This is a genomic window from Geminicoccus flavidas, assembly GCF_009806515.1.
Classification (GTDB): Bacteria; Pseudomonadota; Alphaproteobacteria; order Geminicoccales; family Geminicoccaceae; genus Geminicoccus; species Geminicoccus flavidus.
In genome coordinates this window covers 1-18,668 of the sequence record NZ_WUJP01000350.1, presented here as the reverse complement: position 1 = coordinate 18,668, position 18,668 = coordinate 1, and the positions used below count along the sequence as shown (strand labels likewise).

Below are 18,668 nucleotides of genomic sequence, written 5' to 3'. Positions count from 1 at the left end.
GCATAGAGGGCCAGCCAGCGGTCGGGCATCTCGACCACGTCAGGGATGTTGCCGCCCTGGACCATGGTGGCGAGCTTCTCGAAGGCCTGGCCCCAGGGTAGCGAGGTGACTTCGACCGTCACGCCCGGGTTGGCCGCCTCAAACTTGGCGATCATCGCCTTCAGATGCTCGGTGCGCTGCGGGCTGGTGATCACCTCGGTCAGCCGGAGGGTGGTGTCGGCCAGCGCACTGCCCGCCGTCAGGACGAGCGCCAGCGCACCCGCCGCCATGGACCTCAACATGGCTCGTCTCCTTCCCTTCGCGGACCTTCAGGCGGTCCGCTGCCTCTTCGTCCACCAGCCCTTCTTCGCAGGCTGCGCGGGTGCGGCCGGCACCACCTCGCCGCCGGCGCTGGCCAGCGCCTGCTGCAGGTCGGCGATCAGCGCGTCGGCCGATTCCAGCCCGACATGGAGGCGGACGATGCGCGGACTGACGCCGAAGTCGACCACGGAGTTCGGGCCACCCGCCTGCTCGTGCGCGATCGCCGCCGGGATCACCAAGCTCTCATGGCCGCCCCAGCTGACCCCCAGCCGGAACAGGCGCAGCGCGTCGCAGAACCGCTCGATGTCGAGTCCGGCTGCCGCCTCGAAGGAGAACAGGGACGAGCTGCCCATGAGCTGGCGCTCGTCCACCTTGCCCGCCAGCGTCGGATGCAGCACCCGCGCCACGCCCGGCATCTTCGCCAGCGCGGTGGCCACCGCGAGGGCGGCGTTCTCCTGAGCCAGCATCCGGGCCGGCAGGGTGCGCAGCCCGCGCAGGAGCAGGAACGCCTCGAACGGCCCGAGCTTAGCGCCCAGATAGGGCACGCTGGTGGCGGAGATCCGCTCGATGCCGGCGGCACTGCCGCAGACCACGCCCGCTACCGTGTCGCTGTGCCCGGACAGGTATTTCGACGCGGAATGGAGGACGAAGTCGATGCCGTGCGTCGCCGGACGCTGGAAGATCGGGGTCGCCCAGCTGTTGTCGGCGACCGTGATCACGCCTGCGGCCTTGGCGAGCCTTGCGATCGCCGCCAGATCCTGGACCTCGAAAAGCCAGGAGGTCGGGCTCTCCAGATAGAGGAGCTTCGCCCCCGGCAGCGCCCGCTCGATGGCGCCCAGGTCCCTGCCGTCCACATAGTCAACCGTGACGCCGAACTTCGGCAGCATGGTCTGGAAGAAGCGGTAGGCGTCCGGGTAGAGGTGGCGCACCGCCACGATCCGGTCGCCGCTCGCTACATGGGCCAGGACGGTGCCGCTGATCGCCGCCATGCCCGAGGCGAACGCCCGGGCGCTCTCAGTGCCTTCCAGGCGCGCCAGCTTCTCCTCGAACACCCGCACGCTCGGGTTGCCCACCCGGCTGTAGATGGACCGCTGCTTCTCGCCGGCGAAGACCTGGCGCATCTCGGCATAGGAGCCGAAGGTGAACAACGAGGTCTGGTAGATCGGCGGGACCACCGCTCCCTCGTCGAAGCCCGGGTCATGGGCGCAGATGCTGCCGGCTTCCGACCACCAACTCGAATCGCTCAAACGTCGCTCCCGACGGGACTTGGTTCGATGTCGCGCGCGGGACCGTAATCTCCTGCCTGGAGCGGAACAAGCCGCGCGTTGGTGGATGGCGTCCGGAACAGCCATGTCGGCCAATCGGGCATGATGCGCACTTGTGTACCTCTCGGGTCAGCGGCTTCGTGACTCCCGTCACAGCAGCCGGGGGACCACCCCCTAGACTGGCTCCCGACCCCTCGATCGGCCATGCCAAGAAGGCACGACCATGCTCCGCTACGTGGATGTCGAGACGCTGAACTTGTGCGCGCAACCGGCGGTGGCGCCATGCTCACGGCTGAGCATCCTTCATCTCGGGCAGCCGGTCGAACTGCTGGGCCAGGCGGATGCACCGGGCTGGGCGCGCGTGGTGGCACGGGCGGGTGGCCGCGACCTCGCGGGCGTGGCGCCTGCCGAGCAGGAGGGGCGATCAACCCTGCGTCGGCCAGTGACGGCCGGGCGCGAGGCCGTGGTCGCCCAGGCGGTACGGGAATGGCTGCGCTTTGCACAGGGGCTGGGCAAGGCGGACCACGCCCCGTTCGCTGGCCATGTCGAGGAGATGTGGCGCAGCCTCGGCGAGGGCAGGGCGGGCGGGTCGGGCTGGTCCGCGGCGGCACTGTCCTTCATGGTCCGCAACGCCGCGGTGACTGTCCCCGCCTACCACCGCTTCGCCTTCAGCGGCCGCCACCACGACTATGGCCGGGATGCCTTCGCCAAGCGGCGGCGGGGCGAGGCGAGCGCGCCATTCTGGGGCTATCGGGCAGGGTGAGCGGGTCGTGGAGATCGGCGACGTGATCCTGACCCGCTGCCGCCTGCTGGATGGCGGCGAGGGGACTGCCCTGGCAGACGAGCCTTCCGCCATTGCCCAGGTGGTAGTGAGCGTGCGACCGGACCATGTGCTCGCGATCGGCGGCGACGTGCGCGGCTCGGTGAGCCTGTCGCGCCTGGCCAGGACCGGCCCGGGCTCGCTGGCCGACGAGCGGACCGTCATCCTGCACCTGAGCAACCGGGCCGATGCGGAGGACAAGTCAGGTAGCGCTGCAAAAGGGAGCCTCAGAGCTCCTTCATACGGGCTATTCGCCGTCGCCACACTCCCGGACGACGGCAAGCCTGACGGCCTCCTTCAAGGCACGTTGCGATCGTAGAATCTCAAGAAACTCTCGATGGCGGTCCGCATCGGCTCGAGCGCCAGGATCGGGTCCCGGATGAAGGGCCTGTCGGCGTTCAGCTTCCAGCCACCGAACCAGAGGCCCAGGAACGGCAGGCACAGGTAAGCGACTGCCAGAACAATGCAGGTCAAGGCGAGGAGGCTGGGGCCAGATTGATTCAGCTGTCTTCGGTCGAAACCTACCAGCGCGACCGCCACCAGAAAGGCAGTGAACGGGCACAAGGCGGCAAACCGCGACAGGTCCCAGGCCATTGCCAGCACCAGTAGCGGGCTGAGGCCGACACCGAGAACAAGAATGGCTGTCAGGATCGCTCTGGGCCTGCCGGGACGAAGCAAGGGCAGCGGAACGACCGCCTGAATGGAAGCCCTGAGCAAGACCAGGCAGCCACCCAGGATTGCCACCCCGGGCAGTGCGCCATAAGCAACCGCGATCATGCCATTGATGAACCCCTTCAGCCACCAGCCGGCCATGACGCTCGATATCTCGACCAGTTCCTGGCTGAGCTGAAAGTCATAGAGATCGCGGGCCCCCTCGGGGGATATGCCCTGGTCGATGAACACGCGGATCAGGCGCGGGTCCGGTGCAGGTGCCATGAGGATGACGAGGCATGCGGCAAGGCCGATCGCGAGCGAACCAGCTACTGCACGAGTTCGCAGCTCATCGCCAATCATGCTGAAGAGAACCATCAGGGGCAGGGCGATGAAGACCATCAGCTGATGGATGAGCACACCCACCAGGAAGATGAGCCATGCGAGCAGGAAGCGTCTGGCTCGGATGGCGGCAACCACGCCGAGCGTGAGCAGGCAGAGCAGAATGTCCGGTGCCGCGGTGAAATAGGCGAGCGATGCCAGAAAGGGGGAACAGAACAGGAGGGCCGCCATTGCCAGCACATCTACACGCCGGCTTTGGGCGACCGTCTGTGCAGCGAGCCGAACCAGCAGGACAAGCAGAACCGTGAGCGTCAGGAAGTGCCAGGCGAGGAAGACCTTTTCGTGCGCGCTGTGCGGCAACCTTGCCAGGAACGGCGAGAAGATTTGCCCGACCAGTCCTCGCATGAGGAAGCCGAACCGGTAGTCGATATAGTAGAGATATGATCCCTCTGGTGCGAGTGCCCAATTCAGTCCCTTCAGGACCGAAATTGCTCCTAGACCCAAAAATAAAATAGTGTCACGTCCGACGGCGGTGGTGCATTGTGATAAAGAGATCAAAGCAGATCCATCGGGTTTCATGATTGATAACCCATCTGCCGGAGCGCCTTGGCGTGAGTCGCGGTGCCTCTGTATAGATACAGACTATGCACTCAACTGCATTGGTACGCTAGCGCATTTGACTTATGGCGTTCCTCTCCATCTGTGCCATGCACAGCAGATGGGACCAATGATCAGGAGCCAGCAGGCCTGGCCGGCCCAGCGGGAGCCTGGTCGTCCGGCCGGGTCAGTCGACCGGGATCCGGGTGCCGGTCTTGATCCGGTCCATCACCACATGAGTACGAAAGCTCTTCACGTTGCCGTCGGCGAAGAACAGCCGGCGGGTCAGCGCCTGGTACTCGGCCATGGTCGTGACCGTCACGATCAGCACGAAGTCGCTGGCACCGGTGACGTAGTAGCACTGCTGGACCTCCGGGGCGGCGGCCAACCGCGCGCGGGTCGCGTCCAGCAGGTCCAACCGCTCACTCTCGACGGAGATCTCCACGATCAGGGTGATGGCGCGGCCGAGCCTGGCCGGGTCGAGCTGCGCCGTGTTCGCCTGGATCACGCCGGTCTGCTCCAGTCGCCGGATCCGCCGCTGCACCGCGGCGGTGGACAGATGCACCAGTTCGCCGATCCGGCGCTGCGGCGTGGTGTTGTCCTCCTGGAGGATCGCCAGGATCGCGCGATCGAAACGGTCGAGGGTGGAATCGGCCATGGGGCGGATGATCCTGCAACAATGTTGCATCGAGGCCCGCGGATCAGGGCGCATTTCTCGTGCGAGACGCAATATCCATGACCTCCGAAAAGGAGAGGCAGATGATGCGGTTGAACGATCTTCCGGAGTTCGGCTCGACGCTGGCGCCGGCGGACCAGGCGATGCTGGGCACGGACGGCCTCAGCGAGGTGGGGGAATTCCTGAACCATGTGGGGGCTGCCCATGCCACGCGGCTGGTCAGCCTGCCGGCCCTGGCCCGGCGCCTGGACCTGGGTGCGGTGCTGGTGAAGGACGAGGGCGGGCGCCTGGGGCTGGGCAGCTTCAAGGCGTTGGGCGGCGCCTGTGCGGTCGCGACCCTCGTGCGCGAGGAGGCGACCCGGCAGCTGGGGCGGTCGTTGGGCTTCGCCGATCTGGGCCAGCCGGAGGTGCGGACGGTCGCTGGAGGCCTGACCTTCGGCTGCGCCACCGACGGCAATCACGGCCGCTCGGTCGCCTGGGGTGCGCAGCTGGTGGGGGCGAAGGCCGTCATCTTCGTTCATGGCGGCGTCAGCGCCGGCCGGGTCAACGCCATCGCGGCCTATGGTGCGGAGGTCGTCAGGGTCGAGGGCAGCTATGACGATTCGGTGGCCGAGGCGGCGCGGGTCTGCGCGGAGCACGGCTGGACGGTCGTCTCCGACACGTCCTGGCCCGGCTATGAGCGGATCCCGGCCCTGGTGATGCAGGGCTACACGAGGATGGTGAGCGAGGCGCTGGGCCAGGTCGCCCGGCCGCCCACCCATGTCTTCATCCAGGCCGGGGTGGGCGGCGTCGCGGCCGCCGTGGCCGCCTATTGCCGCCTGGTCCTGGGGGAGGCGGACCGGCCGCGGATCGTGGTGGTCGAGCCGGCCAGGGCCGCCTGTGTGCTGGCGGCCGCCGAGGCCGGGGAGGTCGTGCGCCTGCCGCATGGCGAGCCGACCGTGATGGCGATGCTGGAATGCCAGGAAGCCTCGCGCATCGCTTGGCGGGTGCTGGCGCGCTCCGCCGACGCCTTCATGACGGTCGATGAGCCGGACGCGGTGGCGGCGATGCGCTGCCTGGCCCGTCCTGGCGGGGCGGACCAGGCGGTGACGGCGGGCGAGAGCGGTGCCGCCGGGCTGGCCGGCCTCCTGCGCGCGGCGGAGGATGGCGGGATGCGGGCGGCGCTGGGCCTGGACGGACAGTCCCGCGTGCTCCTGTTCGTCACCGAGGGTGCCACCGATCCGGCCCGCTACCGGGAACTGGTGGCGTGAGTGCCGGGATCGACGCGGAAGTGCTGCTGGCCCGCCTGCAGGAACTGGGCGAGATCGGCCGGGACGAGGGCGGTCGGCTGGTGCGGCTGGCTGTCAGCGATGCCGACCGGGCCGGGCGCGACCTGCTGGCCCAATGGCTGCGGGCGGCGGGGCTGGAGGTCGCGGTGGACGCGATCGGCAATCTGTTCGGCATCTGGCAGTCAGGTGCCGGCCAGCCCCTCATGGTCGGCTCGCATATCGACACGGTGATCGATGCCGGGATCTATGACGGCTGCTACGGGGTGCTGGCCGGTCTCGCCGTGGTCGAGGCGCTGCGCGCCGAGGGACTAGTACCGGCCCGGCCTCTGGTGGTGGCGGCCTTCACCAATGAGGAAGGCGTGCGCTTCGCCCCGGACATGATGGGCTCGCTGGTTCATGCCGGCGGGCTGGACTTGACCGAGGCGCTGGCCAGCGTCGGCACGGACGGGACGGTGCTGGGCGAGGAACTGCGGCGGATCGGCTACGCCGGCAGCATGGCGCCGGGCACGATCCGGCCCGCCGCCTCTGGAGCTGCATGTCGAGCAGGGGCCAGTCCTGGAGCGGGACGGTGCCGTGATCGGCGCGGTGGAGGAGCTGCAGGGCATTTCCTGGTAGCGCCTACGGATCGAGGGCCGGGCCAACCATGCCGGCACCACGCCCATGGCGCTGCGCCAGGATGCCGGCCATGCCGCGGCCAGGAGCGTCACGGGGCTGCGGGCGCTGGCCAAAGGTGACACGGTCGCGACCGTGGGCTCCCTGCGGCTGGAGCCGGACGCGATCAACGTGATTCCTGGTCCCGCGGTGCTGACCGTCGACCTGCGCGATCCGGACGAAGGGAGGCTGGCGGCGGCCGAGGCGGCACTGGCAGGCCTGGTGGCAGAGGTGGCGGCCGAGGAAGGGGTGGCGATCGCCACGGAGCGGCTGGCACGGTTCCAGCCGGTGCGCTTCGACGCGGCACTGGTGGCGCGGATCGAGCAGGCGGCGGCAAAGCGTGGGCTGCCGGTGCGCCGGATGACGTCGGGTGCCGGCCATGATGCGCAGATGCTGGCCCGGATCTGCCCCAGCGCCATGATCTTCGTGCCGAGCCGGGACGGGATCAGCCACAATCCGGCGGAGTACACCGCGCCCGAGGCGCTGGTGGCGGGGCCGAGGTCCTGCCCGACGTGGTGCGCGGGCTGCTCGATTCTTCCGGCGAGTTGGGCTGAACCTCAACGGAAAAGGGGTGGCCGAAGCCACCCCTTCTCAGTTCGATCGGGCAAGGGACGCCGGGCGATCACTCGCCGTCGGCGCTCTGCTCCTCCTGCTGCTTGCGCCGCAGGGCGGCACCCAGGATGTCGCCCAGGGAGGCGCCGCTGTCGGACGAGCCGTACTCGGCCATGGCCTGCTTCTCGTCGGCCAGCTCCAGCGCCTTGATCGAGAGCTGCAGCTTGCGCGACTGCAGGTCGACCGCCTGGACGCGGGCATCAACCTTCTCGCCGACCGCGAAGCGGTCCGGGCGCTGGTCCTGCCGGTCGCGGGACAGCTCCATCTTGCGGATGAAGCCCGGCGCACCGCCGCTGGTCTCGACCTCGAGCCCGCCCACGGTGACTTCCTTGACCGTGCAGGTGACGCGGTCGCCCTTCTTCACGCCGGCAATGGCTTCCTTGAAGGGGTCACCCGCCAGCTGCTTGACGCCCAGCGAGATGCGCTCCTTCTCGATGTCCACCTCGAGGACGACGGCCTTCACCATGTCGCCCTTCTTGTACTGCTGCGCGGCCTGCTCGCCGTCCAGCTCCCAGGACAGGTCGGTGAGGTGCACCATGCCGTCGATGTCCTCGTCGAGGCCCAGGAACACGCCGAACTCGGTGATGTTCTTGACCTCGCCTTCGACGATCGTGCCCGCCGGATACTTCTCGGCGAAGCTCTCCCACGGGTTCTGCATGACCTGCTTGAGGCCCAGCGAGATGCGGCGCTTGTCGGCATCGACCTCCAGCACCATCACCTCGACCTCCTGGGAGGTGGAGACGATCTTGCCGGGGTGGATGTTCTTCTTGGTCCAGCTCATCTCGGAGACGTGGACCAGGCCTTCCACACCGGGCTCCAGCTCCACGAAGGCGCCGTAGTCGGTGATGTTGGTGACGCGACCGGTATACTTCGCACCCACCGGGTACTTGGCCTCGACGCCTTCCCACGGATCCGCCTCGAGCTGCTTCATGCCGAGGCTGATGCGCTGGGTCTCGCGGTTGAAGCGGATCACCTGGACGCGGACGTTCTGGCCGACCTGGAGAACGTCGGTCGGGTGCGCCACGCGCTTCCAGCTGATGTCGGTGACGTGCAGCAGGCCGTCTAGGCCGCCCAGGTCGACGAACGCACCGTAATCGGTGATGTTCTTGACCACGCCGTCGATGATCTGGCCTTCGCGCAGGTTGGCCAGCAGCTCGTTGCGCTGCTCGGCCCGGCTCTCCTCGAGCACGGCGCGGCGCGACACGACGATGTTGCCGCGGCGGCGGTCCATCTTGAGGATCAGGAACGGCTCGGGCTTGCCGACCAGGTGGCCGACCTCGCGCACCGGGCGGATGTCGACCTGCGAGCCCGGCAGGAACGCCACAGCACCGCCCAGATCGACGGCGAAGCCGCCCTTGACCCGGCCGAAGATGTGGCCCTCAACCTTCTGCTCGGCGGTGAACGCCGCTTCCAGCCGATTCCAGCTCTCCTCACGGCGCGCCTTGTCACGGCTGAGGACGGCCTCGCCGTTCTTGTTCTCGAACCGCTCGACATAGATGTCGACCTGATCGCCGACGTTCACCTCGGGCGGCTGGCCCTGGGTGGAGAACTCCTTGAGCGAGACGCGGCCTTCGGCCTTCAGTCCCACGTCGACGATGGCCTCGTCGCCGTCGATCGCGATGATCCGGCCCTTGACGACCGAACCTTCCAGACGATCGCTGCGGCCGAAGCTCTCGTCGAGCATCGCAGCGAAGTCCTCGCGGGCGGCGGAGGAGGCGGTGGCGAGTTCTTGCATGAAAACTCCGGGATAAACCGGCTGCCGCGGGCGGCACCGGGCTCGAGGTGGCGATGACGAGATGCTGCGAAACCGTCAGGCGCTCAAGGCCCGGGCCTCCTCGACCATGGCGACCGCCGCCCAAAAGGCGGCTTCGGGATCCATGTCGGTATTGTCGAGAACCCGAGCGTCCGGCGCAACGACCATGGGCGCGACCGCCCGACCCCCGTCGCGACGATCACGCTCACGCATTTCTTCCAGCACAGCTGGAAAGCTAGCGTTCTCGCCACGCCTTTGCAACTCCGCATGGCGGCGAAACGCCCGTTCCTCGACGCTCGCGGTCACCCAGAGCTTCACAGTGGCATCAGGGCAGACCACCGTGCCGATGTCCCGGCCGGCCAGCACCGCGCCCGGCGGGGTGGCAGCAAAGCGGCGCTGGGCTTCCAGCAGGGCCGCGCGCACCGCCGGGAAGGCCGCGACCCTCGAGGCACCGTTGCCGACCTCCTCGGCACGCAGGTCGTCGCGACAGGTGTCGGCCACCGTGATCCGCCGCGCCATCGCGGCTGCCGCCTGGGCATCGTCCAGGTCCTGGCCAGCATCAATCAGCCGGCGGGCCAGGGCGCGGTAGAGCAGGCCAGTGTCCAGGAACTCCAGGCCGAACTGCCGGGCTAGGCGCCGAGCGAGCGTGCTCTTGCCCGAGGCCGCCGGGCCGTCCACCGCGATCATGAGCGTGCTCACGCCAGTTCCTCCGTGATCTTGGTGCCGAGGCCGTTCATGAGCTGCACGAAGCCCGGGAAGCTCGTGAAGATCGCTTCGGCACCCTCGACGCACACCGGCTCCAGGGCCAGGCTGCCCAGCACCAGGAAGCTCATGGCGATGCGGTGGTCGAGCTTCGCGTTGATCGTCACACCGCCGGCGAGACCCGCCCCGCCCGTGCCGTGCACGATCAGGTCGTCGCCCTCGATCTCGACCTTCGCCCCGCAGGCGGCAAGCCCCTCCGCCATGGTGGCCAGCCGGTCGCTTTCCTTGACCCGCAGCTCGGCCAAGCCGCGCATCCTGGTGGTGCCTCGGGCCAGGGCCGCCACCACCGAGAGCACCGGGTACTCGTCGATCATGGACGGCGCCCGGCCGGCCGGCACGTCCACACCCTGGAGCGGGCCACCTTCGACCAGCAGGTCGGCCACCACCTCGCCGCCAACCTCGCGCTGGTTCTGCCGGGTGATCTTCGCACCCATCTCCTCCAGCGTGGTGAACAGGCCGATGCGCAACGGGTTCACACACACCGCCTCCACCAGCACCCGGCTGCCCGGGATGGCGGCGGCGGCGGCCACCGGGAAGGCGGCCGAGGACGGGTCGGCCGGCACCTGGAACGAGGCCGGCCGCAGCTCGGGCCGCCCGGTGATCCGCACGGTGAGCCCGCCTGCGCCATCCGGCTCGCTTTCGACCGTGGCACCCATGTGGGCCAGCATCCGCTCGGTATGGTCGCGGGACGCCAAGGGCTCGGTGACGCTGGTGATGCCCTGGGCATGGAGACCCGCCAGCAGGATCGCCGACTTCACCTGGGCACTCGCCACCGGGCTCGCATAGGTGAGCGGCAGCAGGTCGCGCCGGCCGGTGATGGCCGCGGGTAGCCGGTTGCCCGAGCGGCCGACGAAGCTGGCCCCCATCTGCGTCAGCGGGGTCATCACCCGCGCCATCGGCCGCGAGCGCAAGGAGCCATCGCCGGTCATGATGCTGGTGAACGGGTGGCCGGCCAGGAGGCCCATCATCAGTCTGGCCCCGGTCCCGGCATTGCCCATGTCCAGCACGTCTGCGGGCTCGGCCAGGCCGCCGACGCCCACACCATGGACGGTCCAGGCGCCCGCGCCGGTACGGGCGACCTCGACCCCCAGCCGTTGCAGGGCCTGGGCGGTGGCGAGCACGTCCTCGCCCTCGAGCAGGCCCTCGATCCGGCTCTGGCCGACCGCGAGTGCCGCGAACATCAAGGAGCGGTGCGAGATCGACTTGTCGCCGGGCACGCGCACGGTGCCTGTCAGCGCGCCGGAACGGGCCGCCTGAAGCTGCATCGGGAAAGGATCCGTTCGAGCTGCCGGTCGGCTGGGACCGGACGTGAATCATCGTGGCGCGGCGCCGGGCGCGCGCGAAATGATTTTTGACAGAGGTGGTGGCTCGTGGCAATCGCGCCCGAGTTCTCCCTACATCCTGTCTCCGGAGGCCCCCCGATGGCCAAGCCCGAATGGGGCGCGAAGCGAATCTGCCTGAACTGCGGCGCGCGCTTCTACGATCTCAACAATTCCCCGATCGTCTGCCCGAGCTGCGGCACGCCCTATGACGTCGAGGTCGCCAGCCGGGTGCGGAAGGCGCGGCCTGCCCGTGCCGCGGCGGTCGATGACGAGGATCTCGTGACGGCCAAGGGCGCCGCTGAGACCGAGGACGAGGATGTCGAGGTGCTCGACGAGGTCAGCGACGATGAGGTGCTGGTCGAGGGCGAGGACGACGACGCCGAGGACGTGCCGGCCGAAACGGACGAGGACGAGGAGGACGACGCACTGATCGAGGACGTCGAGGAGCTCGGCGACGAGGACGACATGTCCGACGTGATCGAGGGCGGGCGCGACGAGGACGAGGAGAGCCGCTGACGCGGATGGCGAGTGTGGCGTGCATTTGGCTCTTGCCAGCCGCGCGCCGCTCGCCTATCTCGCGCTTCGTCGTTCGACGGGCGGGGCCGTAGCTCAGCTGGGAGAGCGCTTGAATGGCATTCAAGAGGTCGACGGTTCGATCCCGTTCGGCTCCACCATTCCCGCGAACGATGTCGATGCTTCGATGGGGGCGGTTGTCTGGCCGCTTCTGGAGCCGGCGGGCATCCGGCAAGAGATCTTGGAAAATTCGAGCCGTCCTGGCCGCAGGCCGCCGATGCGCCTGTTGTCACCGGCGGCATGTCGGGCGCTACTCTGGTTGCTCTCGGTCGAGAAGATGGCCCACGAGGGTGACGATCAGCGAGGTCGCCTGGGTGAGGTTCGGCGCGAAGATGCGGGCCGTGGGCTTGGTCATGGCGTCGAAATAGAGGGTCACTGGGGCGGAGAGATAGCCCAGGTCGGGATGGGACAGCGGCACAAAGTAGCTGACGCCGTTGCCTTCCAGGACGAGCTGGTCCGCGGCGGGACCGAGCTGCGCGGAAACGCTGGTGAGCACCAGCCGCTTGCCGGCCGGTACTGGCGGGAATTCGAGGATGCACTGACGATTGGGGCAGGTCGTCGAATTGCCGATGGCGGCCATGGCCTGGTACGGCTCCAGCGCCTGCGCGTCGGCAGGCAGGCCGTAGAATTGCATCGCAAGAGCGCCGAAAGCGCCGATGATCATGGAGTGAAACTTCATGACATTCCTCCAAAATCACATGTCAGCATGTCTCCGGTACCGACTGGTCGAGTTTCATGTTGCGGATGACCAAGCGTTAAGCCGTGGCGGATCCTGTTGCCGCTGGTTCGCATGACCTGGTCTTTCCGGTGGGCGTGGCATGACCCTCGTCGGGCGCGCTACACCGCCAGCGAGCATATCACGATCGGGTTCGGTGAGCCCGGAGAAATCCGAGCGGAGCCTGCCTAGGGGGTGGGCCGGCCCGCCAGCCCTTCCTCGCGCATGATCTGCTCATAGGCTCGGCGCACCACGGCCTTGCCATGCCGGCGCTCCAGCCGGCGCACGGTGAAATGGCCCTTGGCGAGCGACTGGAAGTAATGGGTGAAGGCCGCGTTGATCGCGGCGCCGCTCACCGCACCCAGCACCGGCACCGCCTGGGCCGCGGCCTTTTGCGACACGGTGACGCCGAACCGGGCGCCGATCTGGGCCAGCAGGCGGACCATGGCCGAGCTGGTCTCGTCGATCAGCCCGCGCTCGGCGATCTGCCGCGCCGCATGGATCACCGAGCGGGCCATGGCGGCTCGGGCCGCGAAATAGCCGCTCTCGTGCAGGTGGCCGGTCCGCCCGGCAAGCGCGAACACCTGCAGGCAGGCCAGTGCCGCCTCCGGGTCACGGAGGTCCTCGCCCTCGCTCTGCGCGATCCGCGCGATCGCCCGCAGCATGATGGTGGTCGAAACCGGCAGCTCGACCGGCAGGGCCGCCACGCCGAACGCGCCGCCCATGGCGCCCGTGAGCGTCGCCAGCGCTCGGTGGGTGCGGGTCTGCGGGTCCGGCCGGTCCTTCGGGACGGTGAGCAGCACCAGGCGCAGCGCCTGGCGCAGGGTCGAGGCGGTGGCTTCCGAGACCATTCCTGCGACACGCTCGGGCAAGGCGCGGCCGAGCAGCTCGATCGGCCGCCCCGCCAGGTCCGAGAGTTTCGCGGCGAAGCTCGGGCCTTCCAGGCTGCGCACCGCCAGGCGCAGCGCTTCGCGGTCGGCATGCGGCAGCTCGCTGCCCACCAGCACCCGCTCGTCGGCTGCGATCACCACACTCTGCATGCTCACCCCGGCTCCCCATTGCCAGGACCAGATGTAGGGTGCTGTGGTCGCGGGGGAAACCTCGCAGCACCGGCAGCACCAGTGAACGGGAAGGCGGCCACCGGCTGCCAGGGCCCCTCCAGATAGCGCCAGAGCAGCAGTCCGGTCGCCGTGATGGTGGGCTGCCGCGGGCAGGATTCCAGCTCCAGGGCCAGCGCCCTGGCCAAGTCAGGTGCCACCTTGTTCTGGATGGTGACGTGGGGCCGGTAGGACTGCCGGTCCTGGGCCGACAGCAGCGGCAGGAAGCTCGCCGCGAGGCGGCCCCGCAGGTCCTGCAGCTCGGGGGAGACATATGCCAGGGCCACGCCGCGGCCGAGCAGGCGCGGCTGGCCGCCCGTCAGGGCGAAGGGCTGCCGGTCGCGGCAAGCAGCGGTGAGTTCGGCACGGATCGCCGCCTCGGCGCTGCCCGGCAGCCGGTGGAACAGCGTGACATGGGCCGGCACCAGGTTGCGCAGGGGCGGGAAGTGCCGCCGGCGCAGCCCGTCCAGCACCAGGAAGGCCGCCTCGTCGATCGCGAGCGTGACGATCAGTGGCGGATCGGTCAGCATGGCGCCCACCCGGCCGGCCCGGGCGGACCAACGGGAGAAGGCGTGCCATGACCGAGCCCCACTGGCGCCACCAGCTTCGCATCGACCTGCCCGACGGGCTGGCGGAGCGGGCGCGACTGGACCCGGAGGATGCCCTGCTGGCCCCTTTGCCGGAGATCCTCCGCCGCCACGAGGCGCGCCTTCGCTGCCAGTTCGACGCGTTCGTCGGTTATGTGGAGGAGGCGCGGGCGCATGGCGGGCAGGGCTATCCACTCCTGGCCTGGACCGAGGCCACCCTGAACGACCCGGCCAAGCGCGAAAAGTTCCTCCGCTCCTTCTCGATCCAGGTGCGCGGCGAGGAGACCTATCCCGCGGCGGTGGCCGAAGCGCTGCTGGCGGAGCTCCGCCCGCTGGAAGGGACGGGGCCGATCCTGCGGATCGCGCATTACGACACCAACCCGGCCAACAACCCGCAGCCGCCTGCGGCAAGCAGCGCAAAATGAGGCGGGAACCCGAGCGGGGCACATGCGCTTACTGCATGGGTCCTCCTCGTTGGTGTGTGGTGAAAAGTTTCGCCGCCTGCCCACATGGAACCTGTCGCCGGCGCACTTCCTGGATGTGCCGACGGCTCGGAGGGTCGAGCTTGCTCTCCTCCGGTGGATCCGGCGACAGCCGGTTCCTCGACGGACTTCGGTTCGTTCCAGGCGTTTACCTCCCTGATCTACTCGGCCGGATCGTCTCGATCCGGCCACTTTTTTTGGCACCGCCGTTGCCCGGCTGGCTGCCACGCAGCGCGGGCGGCCAGGCCCTGGTCGGCCCGGAGAGGGAGGAGCCCGCGGATGACGATCGACGCCAAGACCTTCTGGCGCTGCCTGGCCGAGCGCGCGATCGGCGCCACCGTGGTGACGGTCGACGGCCGGGACGGGCCGGCCGGCTTCCTGGGGCTCTCGGCCGCCCATGTGAGTGCCGAACCGCCGACCTTGCTGGTATCGATCGACCGGCGGACCAGCGCCTGTGCGGAAGTGATCAAGCGGGGCCGGTTCGCGGTGAACTTCCTGCCCGCGGATGCCCGGGCGATCGCAGACGCATTCGGCGGCCGCAGCGGCATCAAGGGCGCTGCCCGGTTCGCCCTGGGCGAGTGGACCACGCTGGTCAGCGGTGCCCCGGTGCTGCGGACGGCGCTGGCTGCCTTCGACTGCCAGGTGAGCGAGGTGATCGACCGGGGGCAGGTCGCGATCGTGTTGGGCCTGGTGGTGGCCGCCACCAGCCGCGGCGAAGGCGAGCCGCTGATCCTGTTCCGCGGTGCCACGCGCGGCTGAGCCGCCGGACCCTGCGCTTTCCCGACGACACTGGACACTTCTTCTGCGGCAAGTGCTGCCGTTCATCGGAAATTTACAAGATAATCAGGGGACCTGGATCGCGACTTACCGGTATATCGACATGAGTGCAGAGTGACGTTCTGAGGATTGCCGGGAAGTGACGTGGACAGACTGGCGTGCTGCCGGGGGCGGGGCTGAGCGACGCCGCGCCGGGCGAAGCGGCTGACGTGCCGGAGCCGGTCGAGGAACTGAATGGGGCCGCGGCCGCGCCATCGGCCACCGCAGCCGTGTTCCTGCCCTTGCGGAACTGGCATCGCCGTGTGTCGCGCGGCGCCGTCCTGATGCTGGTCGTCTCGGTCCTGGTGCTGGCTCTGCTGCTCGTGCTGGCAGTCACCCTGCTGCTGGGCAACCTCCGCCAGGACGCGGCCGAGCGGCAGCGCGAGGAACGCATCGCCGCAGCAAGGATCGACAACCTGCAGGCGCAGCTCGCTTCCAACGTCCATGACTATGCGGCCTGGGACGACGCTTTAGTCAGGCTGGTCTTGGCGCCCGACCGCGCCTGGGCCGAGGCCAATATCGGGCCTACCGTCTGGACCAGCCTCGGCTACCCGATGAGCCTGCTGGTGGATGAGGCAGGCCGCCCGCGCTTTGGCCAGCTCGACGGCAAGTTCGGCGCCCCGGCGGTCGCCCGAGCGCTAGGCGACGGTGCCACCGGGCTGATCGAGCTGGCCCGGCAGAACCGCACCCATGCTGACCCGGCGGTGGCCGGCGTGATCCTGGGCCAGGGCGGCCCGCTGATCGCGGCGGCCAACGCGGTCGTGCCGGAGGATGCGGAAGGATTGGCCCTGCCGCCCGGTCCACCCGCCGTGCTCCTGTTCGCCACCCGGCTGGACGAGACGATGCTCCAGGCGATCGCGGACGATCTCGGGCTGGACCGGCTGACCCTGGTCGACGTGGACACGCCGCTGGAGGGGCGCAGCAGCATCGCGCTGCGCGGCCCGGACGACCGGATCGTCGCCCGGCTGGCCTGGGAGCCGCGCCAGATGGGGCGCCAGCAGCTCCTCTGGCTGATCCCGACCCTGGGTGGGGTCGCGGCACCGATCGCCTTGCTGATGGTCATGGCGTTCGGCAGCCTGCAGTTCTCGCGCGCACTGAAGGACAGCGAGACCCGCCTACACCAGTTCCTGGAGGTGTCCTCCGACTGGCTGTGGGAAACCGACGACGCCGGGCGGATGGCGTGGATCTCGCCGGGCTATGCCGCCGCCACCGGCCTGGACCCGACCGAGCAGATCGGCCGCCGGCTGGATGGGATCGCCCGCGGCGGCCCCCTGCCTGACGACTGCGAGCGGCTGCGCGACGCGTTTGACCGGCGTCAGCCGTTCCGTGACCTGCGCTATGCCATCCGCGACCGGGCCGACCAGACCTGGATCTTCCTGGTGAGCGGCCGGCCAGTGCTGCGGCCGGACGGCCGGCTCCTCTGCTACCGGGGGGTCGGCCGCGACATCACGTTCGAATGGCGGGCAGCACAGCGGCTGCGCGAGACCGAAGGCCAGCTCGGCACGCTGGTGCAGAACCTGCAAGGCATCGTCTTCTGCCGCGGCGTGGCCGGCGGCGGCCCGTTCGGCTACGACGAGCGCGGCGTCGAGCTGCTGGGTGCGGGCGAGGACACGCTGGCCCTGCCGCGCGACGGCGGCTCGCGGCTGGACCTCGCCGCCTGGCAGGCGGCGATCCACCCCGACGATCTCGAGCTCTACCGCTATCGTGAGCAGCGGCTGATCGCGGACGGGCAGCCCTACCGGCTGGATCTGCGCTTCATCGACCCGGCGAGCGGGGCCGAGCGCTGGGCCCACCGGGTCGGCTGGGCCGTCGACGACGTGGAGCGCGGCCGCCGCCACGTCTATGCCTATGTCATCGACGTCACCGAGCAGCGCCACCGCGAGGAGGCGCTGCACACCATCAGGCAGCAGCTCCAGGCGCAGAACGAGGAGCTGCGCACGGCACGCGCCACGGCTGAGGCCGCCAGCCAGGCGAAGTCGCAGTTCCTGGCCGCGATGAGCCACGAGATCCGCACGCCGATGACCGCCGTGCTCGGCATGGGCGACTTGCTGGCCGCGGAGGACCTGACCCCGCTGCAGCGCCACTACGTGGCGACGATCCGCAACTCCGGCAGCCACCTGCTCAGCATCATCAACGATATCCTGGACTTCTCCCGGATCGAGACCGGGCGGCTGGAGCTGGAGCGGATCGACCTGCCCCTGGTCGACATACTGGAGCAGGTCCGCTCCTTGATGATGCCCCAGGCCATGGAGCGCGGGCTGCGCCTGGAGCTGGACGTGCGGGTGCCGGCGGACCTGGTGATCCAGGGCGACCCGACCCGGCTGCGCCAGGTCCTGGTCAACCTGGTGGCCAACGCGCTGAAATTCACCGCGAGCGGCCAGGTCCGGGTCGGTGTGGAGCAGCGCCGGCTGGATGGGGGAGACTGGCTGCATTTCTCGGTCGAGGACAGCGGGATCGGCATCCCGGCCCACCGTCAGGCGGCCCTGTTCGAGCCGTTCACCCAGGCGGACAGCTCGACCGTGCGCCATTATGGCGGCAGTGGCCTGGGGCTGGCGATCTGCAAGCGGCTGGTCGGCGCCATGAACGGCCGGATCGGCGTGGTCAGCCAGCCGGGCGAGGGCAGCACCTTCTGGTTCGAGCTGCCGCTGACGCTGGGCCAGAGCTCGGCCGGGGCGATCCGGCAAAGTACCGCGCCCGTCCAGGTGCGGCCGCTGCGCGTGCTGGTGGTGGACGACGTCGCGGTCAACCGGGAGCTCCTGGTCGAGATGCTCGGCCGGCAGGGCCACCGGGTCGACCAAGCGGAGAACGGTGCCCAGGCCGTGGGCATGGTGAACCGCGGCGGCTACGACCTGGTACTGATGGACGTGCAGATGCCGGTGATGGACGGGATGGAGGCGACCCGGCGGATCCGCCGCCTGGACGGGCCGGCGGCCCAGGTGCCGATCCTGGCGCTCACCGCCAACGTCATGGCCAGCGAGCGGGCGCGCTATCTCAGCACCGGCATGAACCGCTGCCTGACCAAGCCGGTGGTGTGGTCCGAGCTGTTCGCGGCCCTGGCGGCGGTCGCGTCCGGCAGCCTGGCGCCGGCCGGACCGACGGCCGTGCCGGAAGCCCTGCCGGCGGCGACGGACGAGGTGCCGCTACTCGACAGCGCCCGGCTCGATGCGATGTCCGCGGGCATGCCGGCCGAAACGTTCGCGCGCATGCTGGCGCGCAGCATCGCCAGTGCCGAGGCCGCCTGCGGGCGGCTGCGGGCCCTGGCGGACGATCCGGATGCGCTGGCAAAGGAGGCGCACCGGCTGCGCGGCACGGCCGGGACGTTCGGCCTGCGCCGGGTGGCGACGCTGGCGGAGGCGATCGAAGCGCGGGCGATGGCAGG

General features: G+C 69.4%; 17 protein-coding genes, 1 tRNA gene and 1 pseudogene. 9 read left to right on the top strand and 10 right to left on the bottom strand.

Features of this window, described 5'->3' with window-relative positions:
- Positions 1-281, bottom strand: a 281-nt coding sequence (locus EQG76_RS09740; RefSeq protein ID WP_159712867.1) for an extracellular solute-binding protein, incomplete at its 3' end; no start/stop codon positions are given.
- A 27-nt stretch (positions 282-308) separates the two neighbouring features.
- A complete protein-coding gene (locus tag EQG76_RS09735) occupies positions 309-1,547 on the bottom strand; it encodes a PLP-dependent transferase (protein WP_235031286.1) in 1,239 nt (412 codons plus the stop codon).
- A gap of 241 nt (positions 1,548-1,788) precedes the next feature.
- On the opposite strand from EQG76_RS09735, the gene EQG76_RS09730 reads away from it, so the two are divergent.
- Together EQG76_RS09730 and EQG76_RS09725 are read left to right on the top strand one after the other, a co-directional pair.
- Positions 1,789-2,328 carry a hypothetical protein gene (locus EQG76_RS09730; protein WP_159712863.1) on the top strand — a complete coding sequence of 180 codons (540 nt, stop codon included), beginning with the start codon at positions 1,789-1,791 and terminating at the stop codon, positions 2,326-2,328.
- 7 nt (positions 2,329-2,335) lie between these two features.
- Positions 2,336-2,704, top strand: a complete 369-nt coding sequence (locus EQG76_RS09725) for a hypothetical protein (protein ID WP_159712861.1) — start codon at positions 2,336-2,338, stop codon at positions 2,702-2,704.
- Here the strand turns inward: EQG76_RS09725 and EQG76_RS09720 are convergent.
- Together EQG76_RS09720 and EQG76_RS09715 are read right to left on the bottom strand one after the other, a co-directional pair.
- Positions 2,683-3,957, bottom strand: a complete 1,275-nt coding sequence (locus EQG76_RS09720) for a hypothetical protein (RefSeq protein ID WP_159712859.1) — start codon at positions 3,955-3,957, stop codon at positions 2,683-2,685. The two genes, EQG76_RS09725 and EQG76_RS09720, sit on opposite strands and share 22 nt — an antisense overlap.
- Positions 3,958-4,162: 205 nt before the next feature.
- Complete coding sequence (locus tag EQG76_RS09715; protein WP_159712857.1) at positions 4,163-4,633, bottom strand: Lrp/AsnC family transcriptional regulator; 471 nt, start codon at positions 4,631-4,633, stop codon at positions 4,163-4,165.
- Between the two features lie 101 nt (positions 4,634-4,734).
- Here EQG76_RS09715 and EQG76_RS09710 point away from each other — a divergent pair, with 101 nt between their 5' ends.
- Together EQG76_RS09710 and EQG76_RS33365 are read left to right on the top strand one after the other, a co-directional pair.
- A complete protein-coding gene (locus EQG76_RS09710) occupies positions 4,735-5,901 on the top strand; it encodes a diaminopropionate ammonia-lyase (RefSeq protein ID WP_159712855.1) in 1,167 nt (388 codons plus the stop codon).
- A pseudogene (locus EQG76_RS33365) lies at positions 5,898-7,124 on the top strand (hydantoinase/carbamoylase family amidase). Before EQG76_RS09710 ends, EQG76_RS33365 begins: the two are co-directional and overlap by 4 nt.
- A 68-nt stretch (positions 7,125-7,192) precedes the next feature.
- Here EQG76_RS33365 and rpsA read toward each other — a convergent pair.
- The 3 genes from rpsA to aroA form a co-directional block, all read right to left on the bottom strand.
- Positions 7,193-8,917 carry a 30S ribosomal protein S1 gene (gene rpsA / locus EQG76_RS09700; protein ID WP_159712853.1) on the bottom strand — a complete coding sequence of 575 codons (1,725 nt, stop codon included), beginning with the start codon at positions 8,915-8,917 and terminating at the stop codon, positions 7,193-7,195.
- Positions 8,918-8,992: 75 nt separating this feature from the next.
- The gene (gene cmk, locus EQG76_RS09695) at positions 8,993-9,622 is read right to left on the bottom strand and encodes a (d)CMP kinase (protein WP_159712871.1); all 630 of its coding nucleotides are present in this window, start codon (positions 9,620-9,622) and stop codon (positions 8,993-8,995) included.
- 8 nt (positions 9,623-9,630) lie between these two features.
- Positions 9,631-10,962, bottom strand: a complete 1,332-nt coding sequence (gene aroA, locus EQG76_RS09690) for a 3-phosphoshikimate 1-carboxyvinyltransferase (RefSeq protein ID WP_159712851.1) — start codon at positions 10,960-10,962, stop codon at positions 9,631-9,633.
- Between the two features lie 156 nt (positions 10,963-11,118).
- Here aroA and EQG76_RS09685 point away from each other — a divergent pair, with 156 nt between their 5' ends.
- Both EQG76_RS09685 and EQG76_RS09680 read left to right on the top strand, forming a co-directional pair.
- Positions 11,119-11,535, top strand: coding sequence for a TIGR02300 family protein (locus EQG76_RS09685; protein ID WP_159712849.1), 417 nt, complete (start codon positions 11,119-11,121; stop codon positions 11,533-11,535).
- 82 nt (positions 11,536-11,617) lie between these two features.
- Positions 11,618-11,693 (top strand) — tRNA-Ala (locus EQG76_RS09680).
- Positions 11,694-11,842: 149 nt separating this feature from the next.
- Here EQG76_RS09680 and EQG76_RS09675 read toward each other — a convergent pair.
- The 3 genes from EQG76_RS09675 to EQG76_RS09665 all read right to left on the bottom strand — a co-directional run bounded on the left by EQG76_RS09675 (position 11,843) and on the right by EQG76_RS09665 (position 13,934).
- Entirely contained in the window at positions 11,843-12,271 is a 429-nt protein-coding gene (locus EQG76_RS09675) for a hypothetical protein (RefSeq protein WP_159712847.1), read from the bottom strand.
- A 224-nt stretch (positions 12,272-12,495) separates the two neighbouring features.
- The gene (locus EQG76_RS09670; RefSeq protein WP_159712869.1) at positions 12,496-13,347 is read right to left on the bottom strand and encodes an EcsC family protein; all 852 of its coding nucleotides are present in this window, start codon (positions 13,345-13,347) and stop codon (positions 12,496-12,498) included.
- Between the two features lie 2 nt (positions 13,348-13,349).
- A complete protein-coding gene (locus EQG76_RS09665; RefSeq protein WP_159712845.1) occupies positions 13,350-13,934 on the bottom strand; it encodes a 2'-5' RNA ligase family protein in 585 nt (194 codons plus the stop codon).
- A gap of 47 nt (positions 13,935-13,981) precedes the next feature.
- Between EQG76_RS09665 and EQG76_RS09660 the strand changes: the two genes are divergently transcribed.
- The 3 genes from EQG76_RS09660 to EQG76_RS09650 form a co-directional block, all read left to right on the top strand.
- Positions 13,982-14,416: a hypothetical protein gene (locus EQG76_RS09660; protein ID WP_159712843.1), complete on the top strand. Its 435-nt coding sequence runs from the start codon at positions 13,982-13,984 to the stop codon at positions 14,414-14,416.
- Between the two features lie 336 nt (positions 14,417-14,752).
- On the top strand, positions 14,753-15,232 hold the full coding sequence (locus EQG76_RS09655) for a flavin reductase family protein (protein WP_159712841.1): 480 nt from the start codon (positions 14,753-14,755) through the stop codon (positions 15,230-15,232).
- A 176-nt stretch (positions 15,233-15,408) separates the two neighbouring features.
- Positions 15,409-18,668 (top strand): ATP-binding protein (locus EQG76_RS09650; RefSeq protein WP_159712839.1); only part of this gene is annotated, 3,260 nt, incomplete at its 3' end.

What these genes read in the sequence shown, in the direction of transcription:
- EQG76_RS09730 (WP_159712863.1), top strand. Translation starts at nt 1,789, where the DNA reads ATGCTCCGCTACGTGGATGTCGAGACGCTGAACTTGTGCGCGCAACCG.
- EQG76_RS09720 (WP_159712859.1), bottom strand. Translation starts at nt 3,957, where the DNA reads ATGAAACCCGATGGATCTGCTTTGATCTCTTTATCACAATGCACCACC.
- EQG76_RS09715 (WP_159712857.1), bottom strand. Translation starts at nt 4,633, where the DNA reads ATGGCCGATTCCACCCTCGACCGTTTCGATCGCGCGATCCTGGCGATC.
- EQG76_RS09710 (WP_159712855.1), top strand. Translation starts at nt 4,735, where the DNA reads ATGATGCGGTTGAACGATCTTCCGGAGTTCGGCTCGACGCTGGCGCCG.
- rpsA (WP_159712853.1), bottom strand. Translation starts at nt 8,917, where the DNA reads ATGCAAGAACTCGCCACCGCCTCCTCCGCCGCCCGCGAGGACTTCGCT.
- cmk (WP_159712871.1), bottom strand. Translation starts at nt 9,622, where the DNA reads ATGATCGCGGTGGACGGCCCGGCGGCCTCGGGCAAGAGCACGCTCGCT.
- aroA (WP_159712851.1), bottom strand. Translation starts at nt 10,962, where the DNA reads ATGCAGCTTCAGGCGGCCCGTTCCGGCGCGCTGACAGGCACCGTGCGC.
- EQG76_RS09685 (WP_159712849.1), top strand. Translation starts at nt 11,119, where the DNA reads ATGGCCAAGCCCGAATGGGGCGCGAAGCGAATCTGCCTGAACTGCGGC.
- EQG76_RS09675 (WP_159712847.1), bottom strand. Translation starts at nt 12,271, where the DNA reads ATGAAGTTTCACTCCATGATCATCGGCGCTTTCGGCGCTCTTGCGATG.
- EQG76_RS09670 (WP_159712869.1), bottom strand. Translation starts at nt 13,347, where the DNA reads ATGCAGAGTGTGGTGATCGCAGCCGACGAGCGGGTGCTGGTGGGCAGC.
- EQG76_RS09665 (WP_159712845.1), bottom strand. Translation starts at nt 13,934, where the DNA reads ATGCTGACCGATCCGCCACTGATCGTCACGCTCGCGATCGACGAGGCG.
- EQG76_RS09660 (WP_159712843.1), top strand. Translation starts at nt 13,982, where the DNA reads ATGACCGAGCCCCACTGGCGCCACCAGCTTCGCATCGACCTGCCCGAC.
- EQG76_RS09655 (WP_159712841.1), top strand. Translation starts at nt 14,753, where the DNA reads ATGACGATCGACGCCAAGACCTTCTGGCGCTGCCTGGCCGAGCGCGCG.